This is a genomic window from Pseudomonas sp. GW822-FHT04H02 (assembly GCF_058800645.1).
On the sequence record NZ_JBXAMM010000004.1, the window covers coordinates 362,211 to 383,177 of the forward strand.

Annotated in this window: 15 protein-coding genes; 9 read left to right on the forward strand and 6 right to left on the reverse strand. The window is 65.4% G+C overall.

Annotated features, from left to right (window positions below):
• Both AC1RMG_RS19105 and AC1RMG_RS19110 read left to right on the forward strand, forming a co-directional pair.
• On the forward strand, positions 1-1,041 hold the full coding sequence (locus tag AC1RMG_RS19105) for a FecCD family ABC transporter permease (protein ID WP_015636053.1): 1,041 nt from the start codon (positions 1-3) through the stop codon (positions 1,039-1,041).
• Complete coding sequence (locus AC1RMG_RS19110; RefSeq protein ID WP_493169940.1) at positions 1,038-2,069, forward strand: FecCD family ABC transporter permease; 1,032 nt, start codon at positions 1,038-1,040, stop codon at positions 2,067-2,069. The genes AC1RMG_RS19105 and AC1RMG_RS19110 overlap by 4 nt, the downstream gene beginning before the upstream one ends.
• A gap of 79 nt (positions 2,070-2,148) precedes the next feature.
• On the opposite strand, the gene AC1RMG_RS19115 is transcribed toward AC1RMG_RS19110, so the two are convergent.
• The gene (locus tag AC1RMG_RS19115) at positions 2,149-2,703 is read right to left on the reverse strand and encodes a hypothetical protein (protein ID WP_019094352.1); all 555 of its coding nucleotides are present in this window, start codon (positions 2,701-2,703) and stop codon (positions 2,149-2,151) included.
• Between the two features lie 502 nt (positions 2,704-3,205).
• On the opposite strand from AC1RMG_RS19115, the gene AC1RMG_RS19120 reads away from it, so the two are divergent.
• Positions 3,206-3,928 (forward strand): helix-turn-helix transcriptional regulator, encoded by a 723-nt coding sequence (locus AC1RMG_RS19120; RefSeq protein WP_011061904.1) that lies wholly within the window; start codon positions 3,206-3,208, stop codon positions 3,926-3,928.
• Positions 3,929-3,962: 34 nt separating this feature from the next.
• Here the strand turns inward: AC1RMG_RS19120 and AC1RMG_RS19125 are convergent, their stop codons facing one another.
• Positions 3,963-5,582 (reverse strand): serine hydrolase domain-containing protein, encoded by a 1,620-nt coding sequence (locus AC1RMG_RS19125; protein WP_125063356.1) that lies wholly within the window; start codon positions 5,580-5,582, stop codon positions 3,963-3,965.
• Positions 5,583-5,814: 232 nt separating this feature from the next.
• Between AC1RMG_RS19125 and AC1RMG_RS19130 the strand changes: the two genes are divergently transcribed.
• Positions 5,815-6,597, forward strand: coding sequence for an ATP-grasp domain-containing protein (locus AC1RMG_RS19130; protein ID WP_401017865.1), 783 nt, complete (start codon positions 5,815-5,817; stop codon positions 6,595-6,597).
• An 8-nt stretch (positions 6,598-6,605) separates the two neighbouring features.
• Here the strand turns inward: AC1RMG_RS19130 and AC1RMG_RS19135 are convergent, their stop codons facing one another.
• From AC1RMG_RS19135 to AC1RMG_RS19145, 3 genes are all read right to left on the reverse strand, one after another.
• Positions 6,606-7,148 carry a TetR/AcrR family transcriptional regulator gene (locus AC1RMG_RS19135; RefSeq protein ID WP_015636058.1) on the reverse strand — a complete coding sequence of 181 codons (543 nt, stop codon included), beginning with the start codon at positions 7,146-7,148 and terminating at the stop codon, positions 6,606-6,608.
• Positions 7,141-7,689 carry a dihydrofolate reductase family protein gene (locus AC1RMG_RS19140; protein WP_493169943.1) on the reverse strand — a complete coding sequence of 183 codons (549 nt, stop codon included), beginning with the start codon at positions 7,687-7,689 and terminating at the stop codon, positions 7,141-7,143. Before AC1RMG_RS19140 ends, AC1RMG_RS19135 begins: the two co-directional genes overlap by 8 nt.
• Before the next feature lie 87 nt (positions 7,690-7,776).
• Positions 7,777-8,682, reverse strand: a complete 906-nt coding sequence (locus AC1RMG_RS19145; RefSeq protein WP_011061908.1) for a LysR family transcriptional regulator — start codon at positions 8,680-8,682, stop codon at positions 7,777-7,779.
• A 92-nt stretch (positions 8,683-8,774) separates the two neighbouring features.
• Between AC1RMG_RS19145 and AC1RMG_RS19150 the strand changes: the two genes are divergently transcribed.
• Positions 8,775-9,737, forward strand: coding sequence for an SDR family oxidoreductase (locus tag AC1RMG_RS19150; RefSeq protein ID WP_183001479.1), 963 nt, complete (start codon positions 8,775-8,777; stop codon positions 9,735-9,737).
• On the opposite strand, the gene AC1RMG_RS19155 is transcribed toward AC1RMG_RS19150, so the two are convergent.
• Positions 9,719-12,736, reverse strand: a complete 3,018-nt coding sequence (locus AC1RMG_RS19155; protein ID WP_493169946.1) for an autotransporter outer membrane beta-barrel domain-containing protein — start codon at positions 12,734-12,736, stop codon at positions 9,719-9,721. The two genes, AC1RMG_RS19150 and AC1RMG_RS19155, sit on opposite strands and share 19 nt — an antisense overlap.
• A 251-nt stretch (positions 12,737-12,987) precedes the next feature.
• Here AC1RMG_RS19155 and AC1RMG_RS19160 point away from each other — a divergent pair, with 251 nt between their 5' ends.
• The 4 genes from AC1RMG_RS19160 to AC1RMG_RS19175 are packed head-to-tail and all read left to right on the forward strand — an operon-like array spanning position 12,988 to position 20,965.
• Positions 12,988-15,825 (forward strand): ATP-binding protein, encoded by a 2,838-nt coding sequence (locus tag AC1RMG_RS19160; RefSeq protein WP_493169948.1) that lies wholly within the window; start codon positions 12,988-12,990, stop codon positions 15,823-15,825.
• Positions 15,822-17,102 carry an EAL domain-containing response regulator gene (locus AC1RMG_RS19165; RefSeq protein ID WP_493169950.1) on the forward strand — a complete coding sequence of 427 codons (1,281 nt, stop codon included), beginning with the start codon at positions 15,822-15,824 and terminating at the stop codon, positions 17,100-17,102. Before AC1RMG_RS19160 ends, AC1RMG_RS19165 begins: the two co-directional genes overlap by 4 nt.
• 5 nt (positions 17,103-17,107) lie before the next feature.
• Positions 17,108-20,254, forward strand: a complete 3,147-nt coding sequence (locus tag AC1RMG_RS19170; RefSeq protein ID WP_493169952.1) for a hybrid sensor histidine kinase/response regulator — start codon at positions 17,108-17,110, stop codon at positions 20,252-20,254.
• Between the two features lie 57 nt (positions 20,255-20,311).
• Entirely contained in the window at positions 20,312-20,965 is a 654-nt protein-coding gene (locus AC1RMG_RS19175; RefSeq protein ID WP_011061914.1) for a response regulator, read from the forward strand.
• Positions 20,966-20,967 lie beyond the last annotated feature (2 nt).

Sequence of the window (20,967 nt, forward strand, 5' to 3'; positions counted from 1 at the left end):
ATGAACCTCGTTGCCCAGCCCCTGGCCCGACCGCTGTCGCGCCCTCACCACCGCACCTGGGGCCTGCTGGCCGGGCTGCTGCTGTTGTTGGTGCTGGCCCTGCTGAGCCTGGCCATCGGCTCCCGGGCGATCCCCCTGAGCGTGACCTGGCAGGCGTTGCAGGCACCCGACCTGCACAACGACCAGCACCTGATCCTGCGTGAACTGCGCCTGCCCCGGACCCTGATCGCCCTGCTGGCCGGCCTCGCCCTGGGGGTGGCCGGCGCGGTGATGCAGGCGGTGACTCGCAACCCGCTGGCCGAACCGGGCCTGTTGGGCATCAATGCCGGCGCCGCCGTGGCGGTGATCGGCGGCGTGGCGCTGCTGCACTTGACCAGCCTGGCCGAGTACCTGTGGCTGGCGTTCGGCGGCGCCGGGCTGGCGGGAGTGGTGGTGTTCCTGCTGGGGCAGGCCCATGAGACCGGGACCAACCCGGTGCGCCTGGTGCTGGCCGGCGCCGGGCTGTCGGTGATGCTGACTTCACTGACCGGGATCATCGTGCTCAACAGCCCGCCCGAGGTCTTCGATCACTTTCGCCACTGGGCCGCGGGCTCGCTGTCCGGCAGCGGCTTCGCCCTGCTGCAGGTTCCGGCCCTGGCCATCGCGCTGGGCCTGGCCCTGGCCCTGGGGATCGCCGCCCAGCTCAACGCCCTGGCCCTGGGCCAGGACCTGGGGCGCGCCCTGGGAGTGAACCTGCGCCTGACCTGGCTACTGGCCTGCCTGGCGGTGATGCTGCTGGCCGGTGCCGCCACCGCCGTGGCCGGGCCGATCGGTTTTGTCGGGCTGGTGGCGCCCCATCTGGCGCGGATGCTGGTGGGCACCGACTACCGCTGGATCCTGCCCTACTCGGCGCTGCTGGCCGCCGGCCTGCTGCTGGGGGCGGACGTGCTCGGCCGGGTGGTGGCAGCGCCGGAAGAAATCGCCGCCGGCATCATCACCCTGCTGCTGGGTGGGCCGTGCTTCATCGTACTGGTCAGGCGCTTTCGCCTGAGCCGCCTGTGAAGGGGCTCAAGGCCCTGCGCCTGGGCTCGCTCTCGCTGCGCTGGCAACCGCGCACGGCCCTGGTCTGCGCCGTGCTGCTGGTGGCGATGCTGCTGCTCTGGGCGCTGCTGCTGGGTACCGGCAGCCTGTCACTGGGCCCGGAACAGGTGCTGGCCAACCTGCTGGGCCAGGGCCAGGACCCCACCGCCCAGCGGGTGCTGCAACGCGTGCGCCTGCCCCGGGCCCTGACCGCGACCCTGGTGGGCGCGGCACTGGGCATGGCCGGGGCGATCTTCCAGTCGATCTCGCGCAATGCCCTGGGCTCGCCGGACGTGATCGGCTTCACCACCGGCGCCGCCAGTGGCGCCATCGTGCAGATCATGCTGTTCGATGCCGGCCCCCTGGCCACGTCCCTGGCAGCAGTGGCGGCCGGCCTGGGCACCGCCCTGCTGGTGTTGCTGCTGGCGCGAAACGGCCACAGCAGCGGGGGTTATCGCCTGGTGCTGGTGGGCATCGGCGTGGGCGCCAGCCTGTCCGGCCTGAACAGCATCCTGCTGGTCAGCGGCAACCTCGACCAGGCGATGTTCGCCCAACTGTGGCTGGCCGGCTCGCTGAACACCCGCACCTGGTCCCATGTACTGCCGGCAGCCCTGGACCTGCTGCTGATCGCCCCGATCGCCCTGTACCACGCCCGGCGCATCAACCTGCTGGAAATGGGCGACGCCACCGCCAGCCAACTGGGGGTCGCGGTGGAGCACACCCGATTGATCATGGTCCTGGCCGCCGTCGGCCTCACTGCCATCGCCACCGCTGCTGCCGGGCCCATCGCCTTTATCGCCCTGGCCGGCCCGCAACTGGCCCGGCGCCTGACCCGCAGCGCCGAAGTGCCGCTGGGGTCGGGCGCGCTGATGGGCGCGGTATTGCTCCTGGCCGCAGACCTGCTGAGCCAGCGCCTGGCGTTCCACGCCAACCTGCCCATCGGCCTGATGACCGGCCTGCTGGGAGGTTTCTACCTGTTGTGGTTGCTGGGCCGTAGCCGGCGGGTTTGAGCCTCGGCGTGTACCGCATAAAAAGACGCAGGCGAGCAATAGGCTCGCCTGCCCCAGGTGGTCCACCAGGCTCCAGCCATCAGGCCAGAGTGAAGGTCCCGGTGCCACTACCATGGAAATAGCCGTTGTAGTAGTGCCCCGGCAGCGAGTGCATCACCCCCAGCACCCGCCCCTGGTCGTAAAACGTCATGGTGACCGCCCCCGAAGAAATCTCCAGGTTGAATGGCAACGTGTGGTTGACCACGCTGTTGACATCCGGGAACACCCCACTCATGTAGACATCTGACAGGTTGATGCCGGCGTTCATCGGCCCGTTCGCGCTGCCGTTGAAATGCGCGGGCATGCCCTGGCTTTGCGTCGGGCCGATGGTGGTCAGGTTCGAGCTGATGTAAAGGTAGCTGCTGCATCCACAGCCCTGGGTACTGAAGCAGTAGTAGCCGCACACATACTCCTGGCAGCCACAACCGCACAGCGACTGGGGATGCGGCTGCTGGCTCAGCGAGGAGGCCAGGCCGGGTTTGCCTGCGGCCATCTCGACACGTTGGGCGACGGCGGCGTCATAGGCGACCTTGGACAGCACGAACAAGGCATTTTTTTGTTCTTCAGTCACTTTGTTGGCAGGGTTCGAGTTCATTTCAAAGTCCTTTTTTCCAGAGTTGGGTCACGGTTTTCTTGCCAGCTAAGTCGCTATGGCAACTTGCTGAAAACGACTATAAAGCGACCCAATCAAGCTGAAATTGGTACTTTTACCAAATCTTCCTCCCGCACTTTTCGAGACGGCCTACCGGTCCTCTTTTCGATAATCTTTCTGCATATCCAGAATGGCGTCTATTGCCAAACAAGTTGACTCCTTGCGCCCTCTTCCCGGGGCTCATTCGGCCCCGCTCAACGGTGCCCGCAAAATTCATCAGTACCCACTTCATAGAACCTGACAGAACAGTTCCGGCACTGATTCCAAGGAGTATGCAGCGTCCCTTCGCAGCATTTTCAAACGCTCGCCAGCAACTACACTGGAACCTCCAAGGCAACTTGATCAAACACCACGAGGTGCGGATCAAGTCCCGGCTTGAGTTCGGAAAAGCGCACTTCTGGCCTTTCCCCACGCATTTTTCAGGCCGATTCTAAAGGAGTAGAAAATGGGACGTTATACGAGAAGATCGCCCGAGATAGAGTTCAAGAGAGTCAATATCCCGAGCAAGTTATGTGATGAGATCAGGACCGAGCTGGAACGAGAAACCAACCACACCGAGTTCTCTTTCATACTGCGCTCGGATCTGAAGTCCCACAGCAAAGTTGTCTACAACATCGATAGCTACAGCTACGCCTGGCGCCGGGACTACGAAGCGGAAAAATTCTGGATAGTGGACCCGATCCTGAAGATCCATTCTCCGACCCCCTACTTCCCGACGATATGGAGCGACGACTTCATCGAGAGCAAACTGTTTCTCCAGGCGGGCAAGGACTATGGCTTTCTTTCCGGGATGAGCATCGGCCTGCCCTGCAGCTTCGGCAACTACGGGGTGTTGTCGATCGCCTCGTTGAAGCAGGGTTCCCTGCAAGGCGTCGACCCCCTCGACTGGTCGGCTTGCGTCCTCAAGGTCTACGCCAAGCTGATCGACTACATCAACCGCCAACACTCCCTGCAGCGCATCTTCAACGATCATCAGCAAGCCCTGAATGATCGCGAGATCGATATCTTGCGCTACACCGCCGATGGCATGTCCTCCACCGATATCGCCATGCGCATGCACCTGAGCAAAAGCTCGATCGACTACCACATCGCCAAGATCCTGCAAAAACTCGACAGCCCCAACAAGCACCAGGCCCTGGCCCTGGCCATCAAGAAAGGCAAGATATGAAGCGCGTACAGACACCTGCGGCCTGCGTATCGTGCTATGGCGCAAAGACTTTCCCGAACCGCAGATTGCGCGCCACGCTGCTGGTCAGCACCGCGCCTTGCTCGGCAAAGCTGAGCACCCCCAGTTCCCCGGCGCTGAAACGCTCAGCGGTCAGGGGCTGCATCGGGTAGGTGTACAGGCCGATGCGTACATAAAGCTTGCCTTGCCGGGCATGGACCTTGAGCTGTCCGGGGCTGGTTTCTAGGGTATAGAGGCCGACGTAGGGGCGGATATCATCGGGCTTCCAGGGCGGGGCCAGGGCATAGGTCGAGGCCGGGTTGTTGAGCGCGATCCGCCCTCCCGGGGCCGCCGCGAGGTAGATCGGGGTGCCGTCGTTGTCCGCCACCAACACCTCATCGCTCTGCCGGGTCAGCGGCAGGACGTCGGGGAAGGTTTCCAGGCTCCAACCCTTGCCGCTGCGCCGCAGCTGCAACTGATGGCCGCCATCGTCCAGGTAGGTGCCGGCCACCAGCGTTTTCAGCGAGGCCTTGGGCAGCGCCCGGATGCTCGGGGGTGGCGGAGGAATGTCCGCTTCCCCGGACGGCGCCGGCGAGCCCAGCAGGGTATCGAGCAACTGGCGGCCGCGCTCCGAGGCACGGCCGTCATCGCTGTTGCACAGCACCACCGTGGCCACATCGAGCTTGGGGTACCAGGCCACGTCGGTGTTGAAACCGGCCCAGCCGCCGCTGTGGGACAGCTCTTGCAGCCCGCGGTAGCTGCGGTTGGCAAGGCCCATGCCGTAATAGCCGGGATCACCGTCGTTCAGGGGCTCGGTCTGGCGCATGTTCTCCACCAGCGCCTTGCCCCCGACCCGCCCGGTGGATAGGTTGCGCAACCACCGCATCAGGTCCGCCACATTGCTGTGCACCTGGCCGTCGCCGGTCTGCTCCCAGCGCGCATCCACCGCCACCTGGGCCTTGCCCTGCCCGCCCGGTTCATAGCCCCGGGCCAGGTTCGGCAACTGCACCGGGTACTGATCGACGATGCTTGAGTGATCCATGCCCAGGGGCAAAAAGATGTTCGCCCGGGAGTAGTGTTTCAGCGACAGGCCGCTGGCTCGCTCGACGATGCTCGACAGCAGGACGTAGCCGCTGTTGCTGTAGCTGAATTCGCTGCCGGGCGGGAACATCAGGCTGTTCTGGCGCACCAGCAGGTCCAGGGCCTGTTGCTGGGTAAAGCGCTGGCTCAGGGGAATCCCCGCCAGTTCGGCCAGCAGCATGTAGTCCTGCAGCCCTGAGGTGTGGTGCAACAGGTGACGGATCCTGATGCCCTGGGCATAGGCCGGCAGCTCCGGCAGAAAGCGCCGCACCGGGTCCTCCAGGCTCAGGCGCCCCTGGGCTTGCAGTTGGAGGATGGCAAAGCCGGTGAACTGCTTGGACACCGACGCCAGGTTGAACAGGGTATCGGCCTGGATCGCCGCTCCGGTGGTCAGGTCGGCGGCGCCATAGCCTGCGCTCCAGATCACTTTGCCGCCGCGCATCACCCCGGCGGCGCAGCCGGGCTGGTCGGCCGAAATATCCTCGAACACCTTGGAAAATGGCGCTGGTCCATCGGCACGAACCAGAGAGGCCGCCCCCAGGGTCGAGATCAGTACGGCGGTCAACAGTCTACGCATGGGGTTCTCCAGTCACGTCGGTCCTTGGCGCTCCGGCGGAGCAGGCGCCAGTATCCCCAGCAGCGGTGTTGGAATCTGTCGTGGGTCGGTGATTTTCTGTGAACAAAGGTGCAGGGATGTAATGAACGCCCGGGCCGAGAGGATTGCCCTGGAAAATCCCGTTATCATCGGCCGCCATCTCACTTCACCGGCGCCCATGGGCCCGGGCAAACCCTCACCGGCAGGATTCGCCATGCACCTTCTCTACCCCAGCGACCCCTTCGACCCGAAGCGCCCGGACGAGCAGTACCTCGACGAATACCAGGCGATTCTGGCCGCCGGCCTGAGCGCTTCGCTATTTTCCTTCGAGGATTTCGAGAGCGGCAATTTCCGGGCGCGGCCAGCCCTCGAAGGAGGCACCCCGGTGCTGTACCGCGGCTGGATGCTGACGCCCGAAGGCTACCGCGAACTGGTGGAGCATCTGCAACGCCTGGGCGCCGTTGCCTTCACCAGCGTTGCCGACTACCGGGACTGCCATCACTTGCCCCAGTGGTATCCGCGGCTGGCCCGCTTCACTTGCGAAACCCGGGTGCTGGCGGCCGACGCCAACTTCACCCAGGCCCTGGCGGACCTCCACTGGCCGGGGTATTTCATCAAGGACTACGTCAAATCGCTGAACACCGGCAGCGGTAGCCTGGTGCACACCCCCGCGGATATCGCGCCACTGATCGAACGCATGCGCCAGTATCGCGGCCAGATCGAAGGTGGTGTCTGCGTCAGGCGTCGCGAGGACTACCAGGATGACACCGAGCGCCGCTACTTCGTCCTCAACGGCCAGGCTTACGGTGCTAGCGGTGAAGTACCGGCGCTGGTGCACGAATGCGCGGCACTGATCGACAGTCGGTTCTTCTCGGTGGATGTGGTGTTGCGGGCCGACGGCGTACTGCGCCTCGTGGAGGTGGGCGACGGCCAGGTGTCGGACCGCAAGGAATGGCCAGCCCGGCGCTTTGCCGCGATGCTCGCCGGCGCCCTGTAGAAAGCCGCTTAGCGCAGCAAGCGGCGCAGCCCCGCTTCGAAAGCGCCCTCCAGCGCCTGCGCGCCCTCCCCGGCCAGGGCCAGCGCCAGGGCGTGGCCGTGGCTGTAGTCCACCAGCAGGTCGAACAGCGCCGGGTCTGCATCGAAGGCCCGTACTTCCTCGCGCAAGCGCTGGCTGAAGGTGGCCAGGGAGCCGCCGAACAGCTGCGGGTCACCGAGAACGCACAGGGTCAGCGCCGGATGGCGGCGGACCCGGGCCATGTACTCCCCCAACAGCGCCTGGATTCTTGCCTCGGGTGGCCACTGCGCTGCCGGCTCGGCCAGCGGCTCGGCGTGCACCCGCTCCACCAGCAGGCGCATCAGGTTGCGCTGGTCGCCCACGTGGTAGGCCACCGACATCGGGGTAATCCCCAGCTGCCGCGCCAGGGCCCGGCCACCGAACCCCTGGGGCCCCAGCTCCTCCAGCAGCTCCAGGCCCACGTCGAGAACCTGGTCCAGGCTCAGTTCACGCCCTGCGGCAGGGCGGCCGCTGCGCTTGGGCCGGTCAGTCATGGACGGCGCCCCGCTCCACCCGGTAGCGGGTGCTCACCAGCCCATCCGGATACCGCCGGGAATCGACGCAGCGCAGGTGCAGGTCCCGGGGCAGTGCGCCGAACAGGGGGCGGCCCGTGCCCAGCAGCACCGGCACCCGGGTCAGGGTCATTTCATCGATCAGCCCGGCCTGGAGAAAGGCTTGAATCAGGGTGCCGCCATCGATGTAGGCGGTTCTCCAGCCCTCGGCCCGCAACTGCGCCACCAGCGCCACCGGTTGCAGCGCGCTGATGCGTACTTTGCCCTCCAGGCGCTGCGGCACGTCCTGCGTACTGAGGGTGCGGCTGAGCACCACCACCGGCTTGTCGAAAGGCCAGGGGGTGAAACCCAGCACGCTGTCGTAGGTAGCACGGCCCATGACAATTCCGTCCACCGACGCCATGAAGGCGCCGTAGCCGTAGTCCTCACCGGACTCGCCACTGGGCAGCCAGTCGATGGCACCGTCGTTGCGGGCGATGAAACCATCGACCGAGGTGGCGATGAATACCTTGCCGAATACCATGGGCGTTGCCTCCTGGGGGCTTAAACATACAGCGTATGATAAACCGCTGCCGGGGCCACCTGGCAACCCTTGCCGACACCCTGGCGGTCAATCGCCCCCGGCATAGGCCGCCAGCCCCTGCACCAGCGCGGCGAAGGTCACCGCGCAGCGCGGGCTGTTGCGCAGGTCTTCATGCATCGCCACCCAGGCTTCCAGGCTCGGTGCGAACTGCTCCGCCAGGACCCGCACCAGGCGTGGATCAGCTTCGGCCAGGCGCACCTGGCAGGCACCAATGCCAAACCCCGCGCGCAATGCCGCCAACTGCGCCAGGTCACTGTCACTGCGCCAGGCGAAGGCGCCCCGGGCCAGCATCGGGTACTGCTGTTGCAGGCGGCGGATAAACGCGGTTTCACGGTCGAAGCCAATCAGGGCGTGCCCGGCCAACTGCTCCAGCGAGAGCGGCGTGCCCTGCTGCTGCAGATAGTCCCGGTGGGCATGCAGGCCCAGTTCGATGTCGGCGACCCGGCGCACCAGCAGCGCTTCCTGGGTCGGGCGGAACATCCGCACGGCAATATCGGCCTGGCGTTGCAGCAGGTCGTCGGCACGGTTGGACAGCACCAGCTCCACCACCAACTGCGGATGCTGCTGGCGCAAGGTGGCGAGAATCGGCGGCAACACCTCCACCCCGATGATTTCGCTGGCCGAGATCCGCACACTGCCCTGCACCCCGGCGCCATGGCTGCTGGCCACCCGGCGCAAGGCCGCCTCCCCCGCCGCCAGCTGCAGCAGGTAGGGCTTGAGCTCCAGCGCCGCTTCGGTGGCGGCGAATCCGTCGAAGGAACGGGTGAACAGCTTCAGGCCCAGGGCCGCTTCCAACTGGTCGATATGCCGGCCCACCGTGGGCTGGGTCAAACCCATGGCACGGCCGGCGGCAGACAGGGAGCCACTGTCCAGCACTGCGAGAAAGGTGCGGTACCAGTCCCAGTGGGGGGGAGTATCCGTGGGGCTATGCATTTTTTTATAGAAACCATCGAAGTCTGGGCAATTTCCATTTAGCCGAGGAACTCGCACTCTGCAAGCTCTGTTCATCCACGAGGAACCCCGTCATGCCCCAAGTAGCCTTGTTCGGCGCCGTCGGCGCCATTGGCCAGAGCATTGCCCGGACCCTGCGCAGCCAGGGCCAGCCCTACCGCGTGGTGGGCCGCAGCCAGAGCAGCCTGCTAAAGGCCTATGGCGCCGACCCGTTGGCCGAGCCGGTCACCTGGGACCCCGACCAGCCCGCCTCGGTCGAGGCCGCAGCAGCCGGCATCGACACCTTGATCTATCTGGTGGGGGTGGACTATTGGCGCTTCGAACTGCACCCGCAACTGATGCGCCAGACCCTGGACGGCGCCATCGCCGCCGGGGTGCGCCGGATCCTGCTGATCGGCACCGTCTATCCCTACGGCATGGCTCGCAGCAACCCGGTGGCGGAGCAGCATCCGCGCCAGCCCAACAGCTTCAAGGGCCGCATGCGCAAGGCCCAGGAAGACCTGCTATGGAAGGCCCATGCCGACGGCAAGATCCAGGCCACGGTGCTGCGCCTGCCGGACTTCTACGGGCCCGGGGTCGATAAAAGCCTGCTGCACGGCGCGTTCCAGGCCGCGGTCCAGGGCGGCACGGCGAACCTGGTAGGCCCCCTGGACCGGCCCCATGAGTTTGTCTTCGTTCCCGACGTGGGGCCGGTGGTCTGCCGCTTGATCCAGCAGCCCGAAGCCTTCGGCAAGACCTGGCACCTGGGCGGCGCCGGGGTCACCAGCCAGCGCGAGCTGCTGGAGCTGATCCGGCAGCACGGCGGTACCCGCTTCAAGCAGCGGGTGATCGGCAAGCCCCTGCTGCGCCTGCTGGGGCTGTTCGACCCGCTGCTGCGCGAGATGGTGGAGATGCATTACCTGATCAGCTCGCCGCTGATCCTCGACGACTCGGCCCTGCAAGCTCTGATCGGGCCGATCGCCAAGACGTCCTATACCGAAGGGGTGCGCCAGACACTCGCGGCGAGCGCCAGTGCCCCTCAGAACGTGAAGCGGTAACCGAGGTTGGCGGCCCAGGGCCGGTCGATGTTCGAGCCTTCGCTGGTCTCGACCTCGGCATACACCTGATGCTGGCGGCTCAGCTCACCGGTCACGCCAACCCCGGCATACCAGCCACCGCCGTTGCCATCGGGACGGCTGGCGATGCCGTTGGTGCGGACCTTGTTCTGCGCCGACAGATCCTCGACCCAGCCAGCCTTGAGGTAGGGCTGCAAGCGTGTGCCATCTTGCAGCTGCAGGTTACGCCCGGCCCGGGCACCGGTGCGAATCTGGGTCGACAGCCCATCGCCGGGCTGCACCTGCAAGCCGTTGTCCAGGCGGTAGTTGTCGGAGCGGGCATAGAGCATGGAAACCTGCGCCTGGGGCTCGACGAACCAGCGGTTGCCCAGATCGATCTGCTTGCCGGCTTCCACCGACAGGCCCGCGCCCTTGCTGCGTGAATGCCCGGAGACCTTGGCGCCGTCGGTGCCCCATACATCCAGGCGGGTGGACCAGCGGTTCAGGGTCAGCAAGGTATCGGTATACCAGCCCGAGTCATCCAGGTAGGTGGCATAGCCGCCCAGGTGGTAGCTGTCGAGCTTGCCGCTGCCCTCGCCCTTGAAGTTGCGATCGGTCTGGCTGTAGCCGGCCAGCGCGCCAAGCACCAGGGTGCCACCGGCGGTGTCGAGCCGGGTGTCCATGCCCAGTTGCGTGCCCTGTACCTGTTGGGAAAACGTCCGGCCAACGCCGTTGTCCAGGGATTGCTGCTGGCCGAAACCACGGATCCACAGACCCTGGCGATCGGCCCCCTGGCGCAGGTCGCCGAGGCGCTGTACCAGGGTCGCCCGCTCGGCATCCCAGGTGGCCCGCAAGGTGGCGATGGCGCTGCTGTTGACCGCCGCGCTGGCGCCGGTGGAAAGGTTGTCCGGCCCCGGCGCCGGCTGGGTACGGCCGACGTTCACCAGGTTCCAGTTGCCCTGGGCATCGGCCGCAAGACCGTAGCGATAGGTCCCGGCATCCACCACCCCACCGCGGTTGGCCAGGCTGAACGAACCCGGGCCGCCGGCACTTTGCACCAGGGTCAGGCTCTGGCCCTCGGCCCCCGGTTCGCTGCCGGAGTTGCGCACCAGAATGTCGTTGTTACCGGTGACCTGGCCGCCGACGATCAACCGGTCACCCTGCTGCAGGCCCAGGTCGGTGTTCATGATGTAGTGGCCGTCGCCCTCGAGGTCGCCACTGACCTGCAACTGCTTGAAGGCCCCCGCCAGGCCGGGATCGGCGAACTCCACCACGCCGTTGTTGGCCAGGCGGGTGAGCTGGGAGTCGCCGCGCAGGGTCCAGACACTGCTGTCGTCCAGGCTTAGTTGGGTATCACGGCTGCCGCCCTTGATCGCCCCGTCCAGGCTGGAGTGGTCGGACAGGGACAGTTGCAGGCTGCCGCCGTCCACCAGCACATCACCGAACAGGTTCGAGCGCACGGCGTCCAGTTGCACCGCACCGGCCAGCACCCCGCTGGCGCGGTCGGTGATCCACAGCGCGGTGCCCTGCTCGCCACCGCTGCGGCCCACCAGGCTACTGTCGGTAAAGCGCGTGGTCAGGCCTCCGCCGTTGACCAGGATGCCGGCGCCGTCTTCAGTCTGGATATGGCTGGACGTGACCTCCACATCGTTCACCACCCCGGCGCCGGTGGCGAAACTGACGATGCCATGGGCGTTGCTGCCGTTGGTGACCACGGTCGAGCCCTGGAAGCGGGTCGTGGCGTTGTTGCTGATGGCCAGGCCGTGAGCCTGCTCGCCGGCGGTCTGCACGTCGCTGTCCTGCAGCTCCACGCTGGCACCGCGGCCCGAGGCGAACAGGCCATAGCCCAGGTCGCCGTGGGTGACGACGCTGCTGTTGCTCAGGCTGATGCTCGCCCCCGCCATGCGGGCCAGCGCCCCCACGGAGCCCCGGCCGCTGGTTTCGATCAGCACGCGGCTGACGTTGAACACCGCACCGGGGCTGTTTGTGGTGTCCGGCGAGGCGTACAGGGCATGGGAGTTGTCGCCAAGGGTGCTGATGACACCACCGTCCATGGTGAACACGCCGCCACGGTTGTCGATGGCCGCTGCACTAGAGCCTTGGGTTTCCAGGATGCTGTTCTTGACGTCGACCCGGGTGTTGTTGCCCGGCATCCAGATCGCCGATCCATGGTCGCCCAGGGTGGTGATCTGCAGGTTGTCCAGGTCGGCGCTGGCCTGGCTGGCGTTGACGTTGATGCCGTAGCCGTTCTGCGAGGTGATTCGGCTATTGCTGACCACCGCCGTGCCGCCCGGTTTCTGGTACACGCCGCTCAAGGTGATGCCGTCGCCCAAGGCGTTGATGCTGCCGTTGTGGAAGCTCAGAGCGGCACTGTTCACGCCAATGCCGCGGCCGCTTTCGGAGGTGATGTCAACCCCGTCGGCACTGAGAGAGGAACCAACACCCTCCACCACCACCGCACCAATGAACCCGTTGGAATGGATACTGACCCGTTGCAAATCGATGGACGCACCATCGGCGATGCTCACCACATTGACCGAACCGGTTCCGGTGGTGCTCAGGGTCAGGTCCGAGGCCTGGATGCTGGAGCCCTTGCCGGTGGCATACAAGACATCCGCCTGGTTGCCCGAGGTGGTGATGGCGCCGCCGGCCAGCTGCACTTGGCCGCCGGCCCTGGCCTCCACCCCGCGGCTCTGGTAGCCGCTGGTGGTGATCTGCACATCGTTCAGGGTCAGCTGGCTGCCGGCGCCGGTGGCTTGGGCCCCGGTGGCGTAATCAGAGTCGCCGGCGCGGATGCTCACGCCGCTCAGTTCGGCCTTGCCGCCGGCATCCACCTGCACGCCCACCACAGAACTGTGGGAGCTGTCCGGCGTGATCTGGATGTCATAGTTCTGACCTTGCAACTGGTTCTGTGCACCGCTCACCCGCACGGCCGGACCTTGGCCGGTGTAATCGATACCTACGTCATCCAGAGTCAGGGATTCACCTTCGGGAGAGGACAAGTCGATCTTTTCATAGTCGGCAGCGGTTGCCGGCTGAGCAACCAGCGTCAGCAACGATAGCGCGGAACTAACCGCGAGACTTATCGTCTTCTTAACCAGAACCATAACTTTAAAGCCTTCGTACTAGAACACCAGAAGAAGGCCGGCATGTTGTAGTCGAAGATCAAAACGAAAAATGAGAATTTTCTCAAACCCCAGGCATTAAGAATATTCTGAAGATTGGTATAGATAGTTCTCTTTATTATGGGCCGATGCCTACACAAGCCCACTTCCCCGCCCTGATCCGCCACTTCTCCGAAGCCTGTATTCCGGTGGTCTTGCTGCGCCTGTTCGTGTACAGCCTGCTAACTTGCGTCCTGATCATCGCCGGCTTCGTTATTCACTGGTCACTTAATGAAACACTCTCCAGCTATCGACGCCAGATGAATGCCGCGGTATTTAACGCCCAACAATTCTTCGGTCAGAGGGAGAGTCTACTCAAGGCGATTTCGTCTTCTGCGGTGACTACTAGCGATGATCGGCTTAGTTCTTTCAGCCGCAACTTCCTGGCAAGTAATAAACAACTTAGGGTGCTGCCGTTCGGCAATAACCCGGCGCGGCGCTGGGCCCTGGCGCTGACCGCACGAGACCTGGTGGAGATCGACAACACCCACAGCCAGTTGCTGTACCTGGTGCCGGAACAAGGCCTAGTCACACCCCTCTATGAGCCACCGGGCCTGCGCGGCAAACTCCACTCCATCCGGGCGCTCGATACCCCCTGGCTGAAGCAACTTGACCAGCGCGCCGCGCAGGACATGCTGGCTCAGCACCCGCAAGCCCGAACCCTGTGGTACTCGGCCGGCACCGACGGCAACCAGCAGGTGTACCTGCTGCGCCCGGTGGACGAGCTTCAGGCCAACGAGGGCTGGCTCGGCCTGGAGCTGACCGAGATCGACCTGGCTCTCGACCCCCAGGGCCTGCACCAGGGCAAATACCTACTGTATGACGCCGAGGGCGCGCTGGTGCTGCACAGCGCCAACTGGCAAGTGCCCGGCAGCCTGTCGCGCCTGCAGGCCGACGCCGACTCCTTTGGCCTGCATCGCCTGGGCGTGCTGCCCGACTACATCGTGCTGAACAAATCCGTGGGCAACGCCGGCTGGCGCCTGGTGTACTACGCGCCGGTCAGCCAACTGCTGCAGGACAGCGCTGGCCCGCTGTACAGCACCCTGCTGGTGACCCTGCTGCTGTTCGCGACAATCTTCTTCGGCGCGCGCTACATCCGCCTGCGCCTGGTGGAGCCCGCAGTGCGCCATTACAGTGCCCTGGCGGACAGCGTATCCCTCAACCGGCGCTTCATCGAGGTAGCGCCGGTGGGCCTGTGTCTGATGCGTCGCGACAACGGCCGGCTGATCCTGTGCAACGAATCCGGGCGACGCTGGCTGGCCTCGGTGCCCGGCTTGCGCGAGCGCATCCTTGGCCAACCGCGTACCCGGGTGCACGCCATCGACCATGCCCTGGAAGACGGCACCTTCATCCAGCTGACCTGCGCACCCACCGGCTACAACGGTGTGGCGGCGGTGCTGTGCTGCATCAGCGACGTCACCGACTTCAAGGTTGCCGAGCAGTCACTGCTGCAGGCCAAGCAGCTGTCGGACCAGGCCAACCGCGAGAAGACCCTGTTCCTCAGCACCCTGAGCCACGAGATCCGCACGCCCATGTACGGCATCCTCGGCTCTCTGGAAATGCTCCGCACCACCGCCCTCAGCGCCCAGCAGGGCGACTACCTGGAAGCCACCCAGCAAGCATCCTCGGCGCTGATGCGAACCATCAACGACACCCTCGACATGTCACTGATCGAGTCCGGCCGCCTGAGCCTCACCAGCGCCCCCTTCTCCCCGGTGCGGCTGGTGGAAGAAGTGGCCTTCAGTTACTCGGCCCGGGCCCGCAGCAAGGGCCTGCGCCTGTACGTGACCCTCGACCCGGATGTCGCCGAGCGGGTAGTGGGCGACAGCGAGCGCATTCGCCAGATCCTCAACAACCTGGTGAGCAATGCCATCAAGTTCACCGAGTCCGGCCATGTGGTACTGCGCCTGCATGCCGAACCAGCCCCAAACCGAGCGCCTAGCCTGCGTTTCCAGGTGGTGGACAGCGGCCCGGGGATCGCCCCGGAGTTCCAGGCCAACCTGTTCGAGCCCTATTACCGGGTGCCCGGCTGGCTGGGGCAGAAGGCCTCGGGCACCGGGTTGGGCCTGGCCATCTGCCAACGCTTGGCGCACATGATGCAGGGCGAGTTGAGCGCCATCAGCGAGCCTGGGCTGGGTTCCAGCTTCAGTTTCACCCTGGCCCTGGAGCCCTGCACCGCCGCTGCTGCAGCGGACCTGCCGCGCCTGGGGGTGACCCCGGTGTATGTGCGCGGGGACATCCAGGAAGTGACTCTCAATCTCTGCCACTGGTTGCGCCGTTGGGGCGCCCTGGCGATTCCCTATGTGGCCGAACGCGACCCGCCGACCCGCAAGGCGGTGCTGGTGGAAGCCTTTCTCGGCCCCTCGCGGCCAGTGGCCTGGAGCGGCCCGCGGGTGCTCATGCACGCCCCCGGCATGGGCCCGCCGCAGCGCCTGGCCGGCGACAGCTGGGTGGCCCGCACCTTCAGCCTCGACAGCCTGCGCAACGCCGTGGCCCAGGCCCAGTCCGGCATCGTTGCCGAACGGTGCTTCGCCTCCCCCGAAGCCCTGGCCCCGAGCCTGGACCTCAAGCTGCTGGCGGTGGACGACAGCCCCCTGTCGCTGCAGGTGATCTTTCAGCAGGGCCGCTACCTGGGCAACCGGATGGTGGCCTGCGCCAGCGCCGTCGATGCCTTGAAACGCACCGACCTGCTGTCCTTCGACGGCGTGCTGACCGATTTGCAGATGGATCCAATGGACGGTCTGTCGTTTGCTCGGGCCCTACGTGAACAGGGGTTCCACGGGCCCATCATTGGCATCACTGGTGAACTCTCCCCGGTGCTGCGCAGCCGCTGCGAATCCGCCGGAATCCGTCATTTGCTGATCAAGCCAGTACCTCTGGACGCCTTGAGCGAAGTACTGCAATCCATCAAGAGGAAAGTCATGTGAGCACGCTCAAGTCCCTGCGAGTCCTGGTGCTGGACGACCATCCGATCCACTGCCAGCAGGCCCGGCAACTGTTGCACGCGGCCGGGTTCGGCCCAGTGGACAGCGCTCTCGATGCGCGCGAGGCCCTGGCCATGTTGCACCGCCAGGTCTACGACCTGGTGCTGGTGGACCTGCACATGCCGGAAATGGATGGAGTGCAGTTCATCCATGCCCTGACCGGTGTCGACCAGGTGCCGATCCTGGCCATCGTCTCGTCCTGCTCGCGGCGGTTGATGAACAGCGTCAGCCTGATGGCCAAGGAGAAAGGCCTGGCGGTACTCGGCACCTTCCCCAAGCCTCTGGAAGCGATCCACGTCGAGCAGATCAGCGCCATCATCGGCAACAGCCAGGACCCGGTGCTGGCAGCCCGGCCCGAGCACGAGGCAGTGTTCGACCGCCAGGTCCTGGAGCGGGCCATCGAACGCCGCGAGCTCAAGGCCCGGTTCCAGCCCCGGCGCTCGCTGAGCACTGGCCGGATCGTCGGCGCGGAGGCCCTGGTGCGCTGGAACAGTCCGTCCTTCGGGCTGCTGATGCCGGACTCGTTCCTTGCCTCCATCAGCCGCTGCCAGCTGGACCATGCGCTGTTGCTGCTGATGCTCGGCCAGGCCATCCAGGCACAGCAGCACTGGCAGCGCCTGGGCCATCGCCTCACCGTCTCGGTGAACCTGCCCACCGGACTGCTGGACGACCCCGGCCTGCCCGACCAGTTGCAGCAGATCACCCTCGCCTCGGGGCTGGCCACCAGCGATATCTGCTTCGAGCTGCTGGAAACCGAGCGGCCACTGTCCCCCGGGCAGTATCATATGGGCGCCAGCCGTCTGCGCCTGAAAGGCTTCGGCCTGGCACAGGATGATTTCGGCATGGGCTACAGTTCCATGTACAGCCTGATTTCCACGCCCTTTACCGAGATGAAGATTGACCGCCACTTCGTGCATGGCGCCGCAGCCGACGATGCCCGCGCCGCAGCCCTGGTGGCGGCGGTGCAACTGGGCCGGCAACTGGGCCTGGAAGTGGTGGCCGAGGGCGTGGAATCGGCCCGTGACCTGGAATTTCTGCGCCAGATTGGCTGCGACAGTGCCCAGGGGTATCTTATTTCCGCCGCATTGGAGCTGGACGCCTTCACACAACTGCTGGGATGCACTGTTACTCCACCCTTTTCGTCACCTACCCGGCCCGCCTCCTCTCTCCCATGCCAGACATCCCGCTACGCCGCATCGCGAAAAACTTCCGACGATTGAATCTCGTGCTGTTCCTCATTCTGCCGTTGCTGCTGGTCATGGGCGGCGCGCTGTTCTGGGGCGGCCAGCGGATCATCCGCCAGGAACAGGAACGGATTGCCGTGGACTTCCAACTGCTGACCCGCTACATGAGCGAGCAGCAAGCCCTGCTCCAGCGGCTGGCCGGCGAGAAGCGCCTGCAATACAAGGACGCGGACCAGGATCCGGCGCAGCTCTTCCACCTCATGGAGCAACAGGAGGCGGTGGGCGCGACCCTGTTCCAGGGCAACCCCTCCTCAGTGGAAACCCCCTTCACCCTGGTCTGCCAGGACCAGGCCCAATGCCCCCACCAGAGCGCTGCAGCAGCCGGCCTTGGGCGCTACCTGGCCGATCTCTACTCCAGCTTCTGGGTGCGCTCGAGCTTTCCCGCTTCGGCCCTGCTGGTGGTGGACGCCGGTGCCGGCAGCAGCTTTACCGTGCCCACCATCGGCAGCCGCTGGCCGCGGCTGACCACCCCCCTGGTCCTGGCAGGCCTGCATGCGGTGCGCGCCAGCGCTACCAGCAGCGACAGCGACGCGATCCGCTGGATCCGTCTCAAGGACTTTCCCCAGCACATGATCGCCTTCATCGCCCTGCACAACCTTGCCCCCGGCAGCGGCCTGCAGAGTTCCGGCACCTATGCTGCCTGCCTCACCTACAGGGACCGCATCAACGTCTTCACCACGCCGCAGCGGCGGCACTTCTACGACAAGTTCTGGCTGCAGGGCCGGCTCGACGGCCTGCTGCTGGGGGATGAACCGGCGCCCCTGGCGCTGCACGAGGGGGCCAACGTACGCAGCGACGGCCTGCTGTTCCAGATCAACGACGCCAGTGGCCACTGGAGCGGTTACTACCTGTTGAGCTACCGCACCCTGTTCCTCGGCCACTCCTGGTCCCTGGCGGCGATCTTCCTGCTGCTGTTGCTCAGCCCCCTGGCCGCCAGGGTCTATGCGCGCTGGTACCAGCGCCGGGTCATAGCGCCGGCGCAACAGGCTCACGCCGAGCTGGTGGAAAACCATCAGTTCAGCCGCACCCTGCTGGAGACCACGCCAGTGGCCCTGTGCGTGCTCAGCCGCGAAGACCGGCGGATCGTCTTCGCCAACAACCTGGCCCTCAAGTGGTTCGTCACCCAGGTCGGGCAAAGCCTGGATGCCAGCGGGCTGGATAGCGAGCTGCTGGAGCAGATCACCCAGGCCCGTGAGCCGGGGGAAATCGAGAACTACCAGAGCTATGACGGACGCTCGTTCTACATCGCCTACGCGCCGACCCGCTACCGCAATCAGGAGGTGCTGATCTGCGCCTTCGCCGACCTCAGCGCGCGGGCGCAGATGGAGCAGCAACTGACCCAGGCGAAACAGGCCGCCGACAAGGCCAACGGCGCCAAGTCGGTGTTTCTCGCCACCATGAGCCACGAGATCCGTACGCCGCTGTACGGGGTCCTGGGCTCGCTCGAACTGATGAGCCTGACCGATCTGGACCGCGAGCAGCGCCAATTGCTCGAACGCATCCAGGTGTCCTCCGGGCTGCTGTTGCAGATCATCAGCGACATCCTCGACATCACCCGCATCGAGTCCGGCCAACTGTCTCTGGGCGACCAGCTGTTCAACCCCAGGGCACTGGTCCAGCAGTGCACCGCCAGCTTTGTCGACGCCGCGCGGAACAAGGGCCTGCTGCTGTTTTCCTGGGTCGACCCGCAACTGCCCCAGGCCCTGCTCGGTGACCCGGGGCGAATCAGCCAGATCCTCAACAACCTGATCAGCAACGCGATCAAGTTCACCCACTCAGGTCAGGTGATAGTGCGTGCCCGGGCCGAGCCCGGCAGCCAGGGACAGGTGCTGCTGTCGCTGCAGGTGGCGGACACCGGTATGGGTATCGGCAAGGAAGAACAGCAGCAACTGTTCGTGCCCTTCTACCAGATCGACGCCCATTCCCACACCGTGCACGGCGCCGGCCTGGGCCTGTCGATCTGCGCCAAGCTGGCGGCGCTGATGGGCAGCCAGATCCACCTGACCAGCGAGCTGGGCCTGGGTAGCAGCTTCTCCATGCAGCTGCAATTGCCGGTGGCCAGCGATCCTGACGGCGAACGCCAGCCCGACCTCGATGGCGCTCGGATCTACGTGCAAAGCCCGCACCACGAACTCACCGAAAACCTCTGCCAGTGGCTGCAGAAATGGCAGGCCCAGGCCTCGCCGCTGGAAGACTTGGCCCCTGCGCTCCAGGGCCGGGGCATACTCCTGCGACTGTTCGGTGACAGCCACGGGACGCCTGAACCGCCACCCTACGGACTGGTCTGCATCGACCTCGGTGGCCAGGCCCCAGGTGCCGGTCTGGCCGATGCCTGCGACTTCTACGCTATCGGCCGCCTGCTGGAACGCACCCTGGGTGGTGAACCCGACAGCGTCGTAGTGCTAGACCCGCCGCCAGCGCACATCGCCAGTCAGGCACCGCTGGGGCTCAACGTGCTGGTGGCCGAGGACAACCCGATCAACCAGGCAACCCTGAGCCATCAGTTGCAGCAACTGGGCTGTCGCAACACCCTTGCCGCCGACGGCGCCGAAGCCCTGGACCTGTGGCGGATTGGCGACTACGACCTGCTGCTAACCGACGTCAACATGCCACGCATGAACGGCTACGAACTCACCTGCATCCTGCGCGCTACCGGCGATGACCGGCCGATCATCGGTATCACCGCCAACGCCATGTGTGATGAAGAGACACGTTGCAAGGCCAGCGGCATGGATGCCTGGCTGGTCAAGCCGGTGCCGCTGCAGACCTTGCGCGCGAGCCTGGCACGGCTCACCAGCCTCGCCCCGGAACCCGGCCCCGCCCCCACACCCGCGGCAAGCGCCCCACAACCGGGCACCTTGCCGTCGAACCTGCGTGAGCTGTTCGCCCGCACCATGAGCCAGGATATCGAACACTTGCGCCAGGCCCTCGAACAGCAGGATTACGACCGCATCTTCCAACTGCTGCACCGAGTCCGCGGGTCCCTCGCGGTGGCTGGCCACGAAGGGCTGATCCTGCAGTTGCACGACCTGGGGCAGAGCTTGCGCCAGAGCGGTTTGACGCCCACCACGCACGCGCATAGCCTGACGCTGCTGCACGCCTTGCAGAACATCAGCCAGCCCGAATGAACGCTCGTAGTACCCGCATTTCTACGCATTCCCTTTTGACAACGGATCGTGTCCACCATGAAAAAAATACGCGTTGCCCTGGCCGACGATCATCCCCTGGTGCTCGCTGCCGTCAGCGACCTGTTGAAAAAGACCCGCCAGTACGAGGTGGTGGCGGCTGTCACCACCCCCAGTGCCCTGGTCCAGCAACTTTCGGATGACCCGCGGATCGACGTGGTCATCACCGACTACTTCATGGAGGGCGACCCGACCTTCGGCGATGGCATACGCCTGGTGACCTACCTGATCCGGCACTTCCCCAGGGTCCAGGTGCTGGTGCTGACCATGATGTCCAACCCGATGATCGTGGCCGCGCTGTATGACATCGGCGTGCGCTCGGTACTGCCCAAGCGCCATGACATGAGCGAGCTGCTCAGCGCCCTGGAGAACGTCCGCCAGGGGCGCATCCACCACCCGCCGAGCCTGGTGCAGAACGAGCTCAACAGCAGCCCGCTGCGCTCCATGGCCGACGGCCTGAGCAGCCTTACGCCCAAGGAATACGAAGTGCTGCGGCATTTCGTGCGCGGCGAATCAATGATGCAGATCGCCGCCAACCTCAAGCGCAGCGTGAAGACCGTCAGTGCGCAGAAGATCTCGGCGATCCGCAAGCTCAACCTGGACAGCGACCAGGCCCTGGTCGCCTTCTGCCTGGAGTCCGGCGAATTTCAGTAGGC

Bases quoted from the DNA above. Each gene is read 5' to 3' on its own strand.
- AC1RMG_RS19105 (WP_015636053.1), top strand. From the start codon at position 1: ATGAACCTCGTTGCCCAGCCCCTGGCCCGACCGCTGTCGCGCCCTCAC.
- AC1RMG_RS19115 (WP_019094352.1), bottom strand. From the start codon at position 2,703: ATGAACTCGAACCCTGCCAACAAAGTGACTGAAGAACAAAAAAATGCC.
- AC1RMG_RS19120 (WP_011061904.1), top strand. From the start codon at position 3,206: ATGGGACGTTATACGAGAAGATCGCCCGAGATAGAGTTCAAGAGAGTC.
- AC1RMG_RS19125 (WP_125063356.1), bottom strand. From the start codon at position 5,582: ATGCGTAGACTGTTGACCGCCGTACTGATCTCGACCCTGGGGGCGGCC.
- AC1RMG_RS19130 (WP_401017865.1), top strand. From the start codon at position 5,815: ATGCACCTTCTCTACCCCAGCGACCCCTTCGACCCGAAGCGCCCGGAC.
- AC1RMG_RS19135 (WP_015636058.1), bottom strand. From the start codon at position 7,148: ATGACTGACCGGCCCAAGCGCAGCGGCCGCCCTGCCGCAGGGCGTGAA.
- AC1RMG_RS19140 (WP_493169943.1), bottom strand. From the start codon at position 7,689: ATGGTATTCGGCAAGGTATTCATCGCCACCTCGGTCGATGGTTTCATC.
- AC1RMG_RS19145 (WP_011061908.1), bottom strand. From the start codon at position 8,682: ATGCATAGCCCCACGGATACTCCCCCCCACTGGGACTGGTACCGCACC.
- AC1RMG_RS19150 (WP_183001479.1), top strand. From the start codon at position 8,775: ATGCCCCAAGTAGCCTTGTTCGGCGCCGTCGGCGCCATTGGCCAGAGC.
- AC1RMG_RS19160 (WP_493169948.1), top strand. From the start codon at position 12,988: ATGCCTACACAAGCCCACTTCCCCGCCCTGATCCGCCACTTCTCCGAA.
- AC1RMG_RS19175 (WP_011061914.1), top strand. From the start codon at position 20,312: ATGAAAAAAATACGCGTTGCCCTGGCCGACGATCATCCCCTGGTGCTC.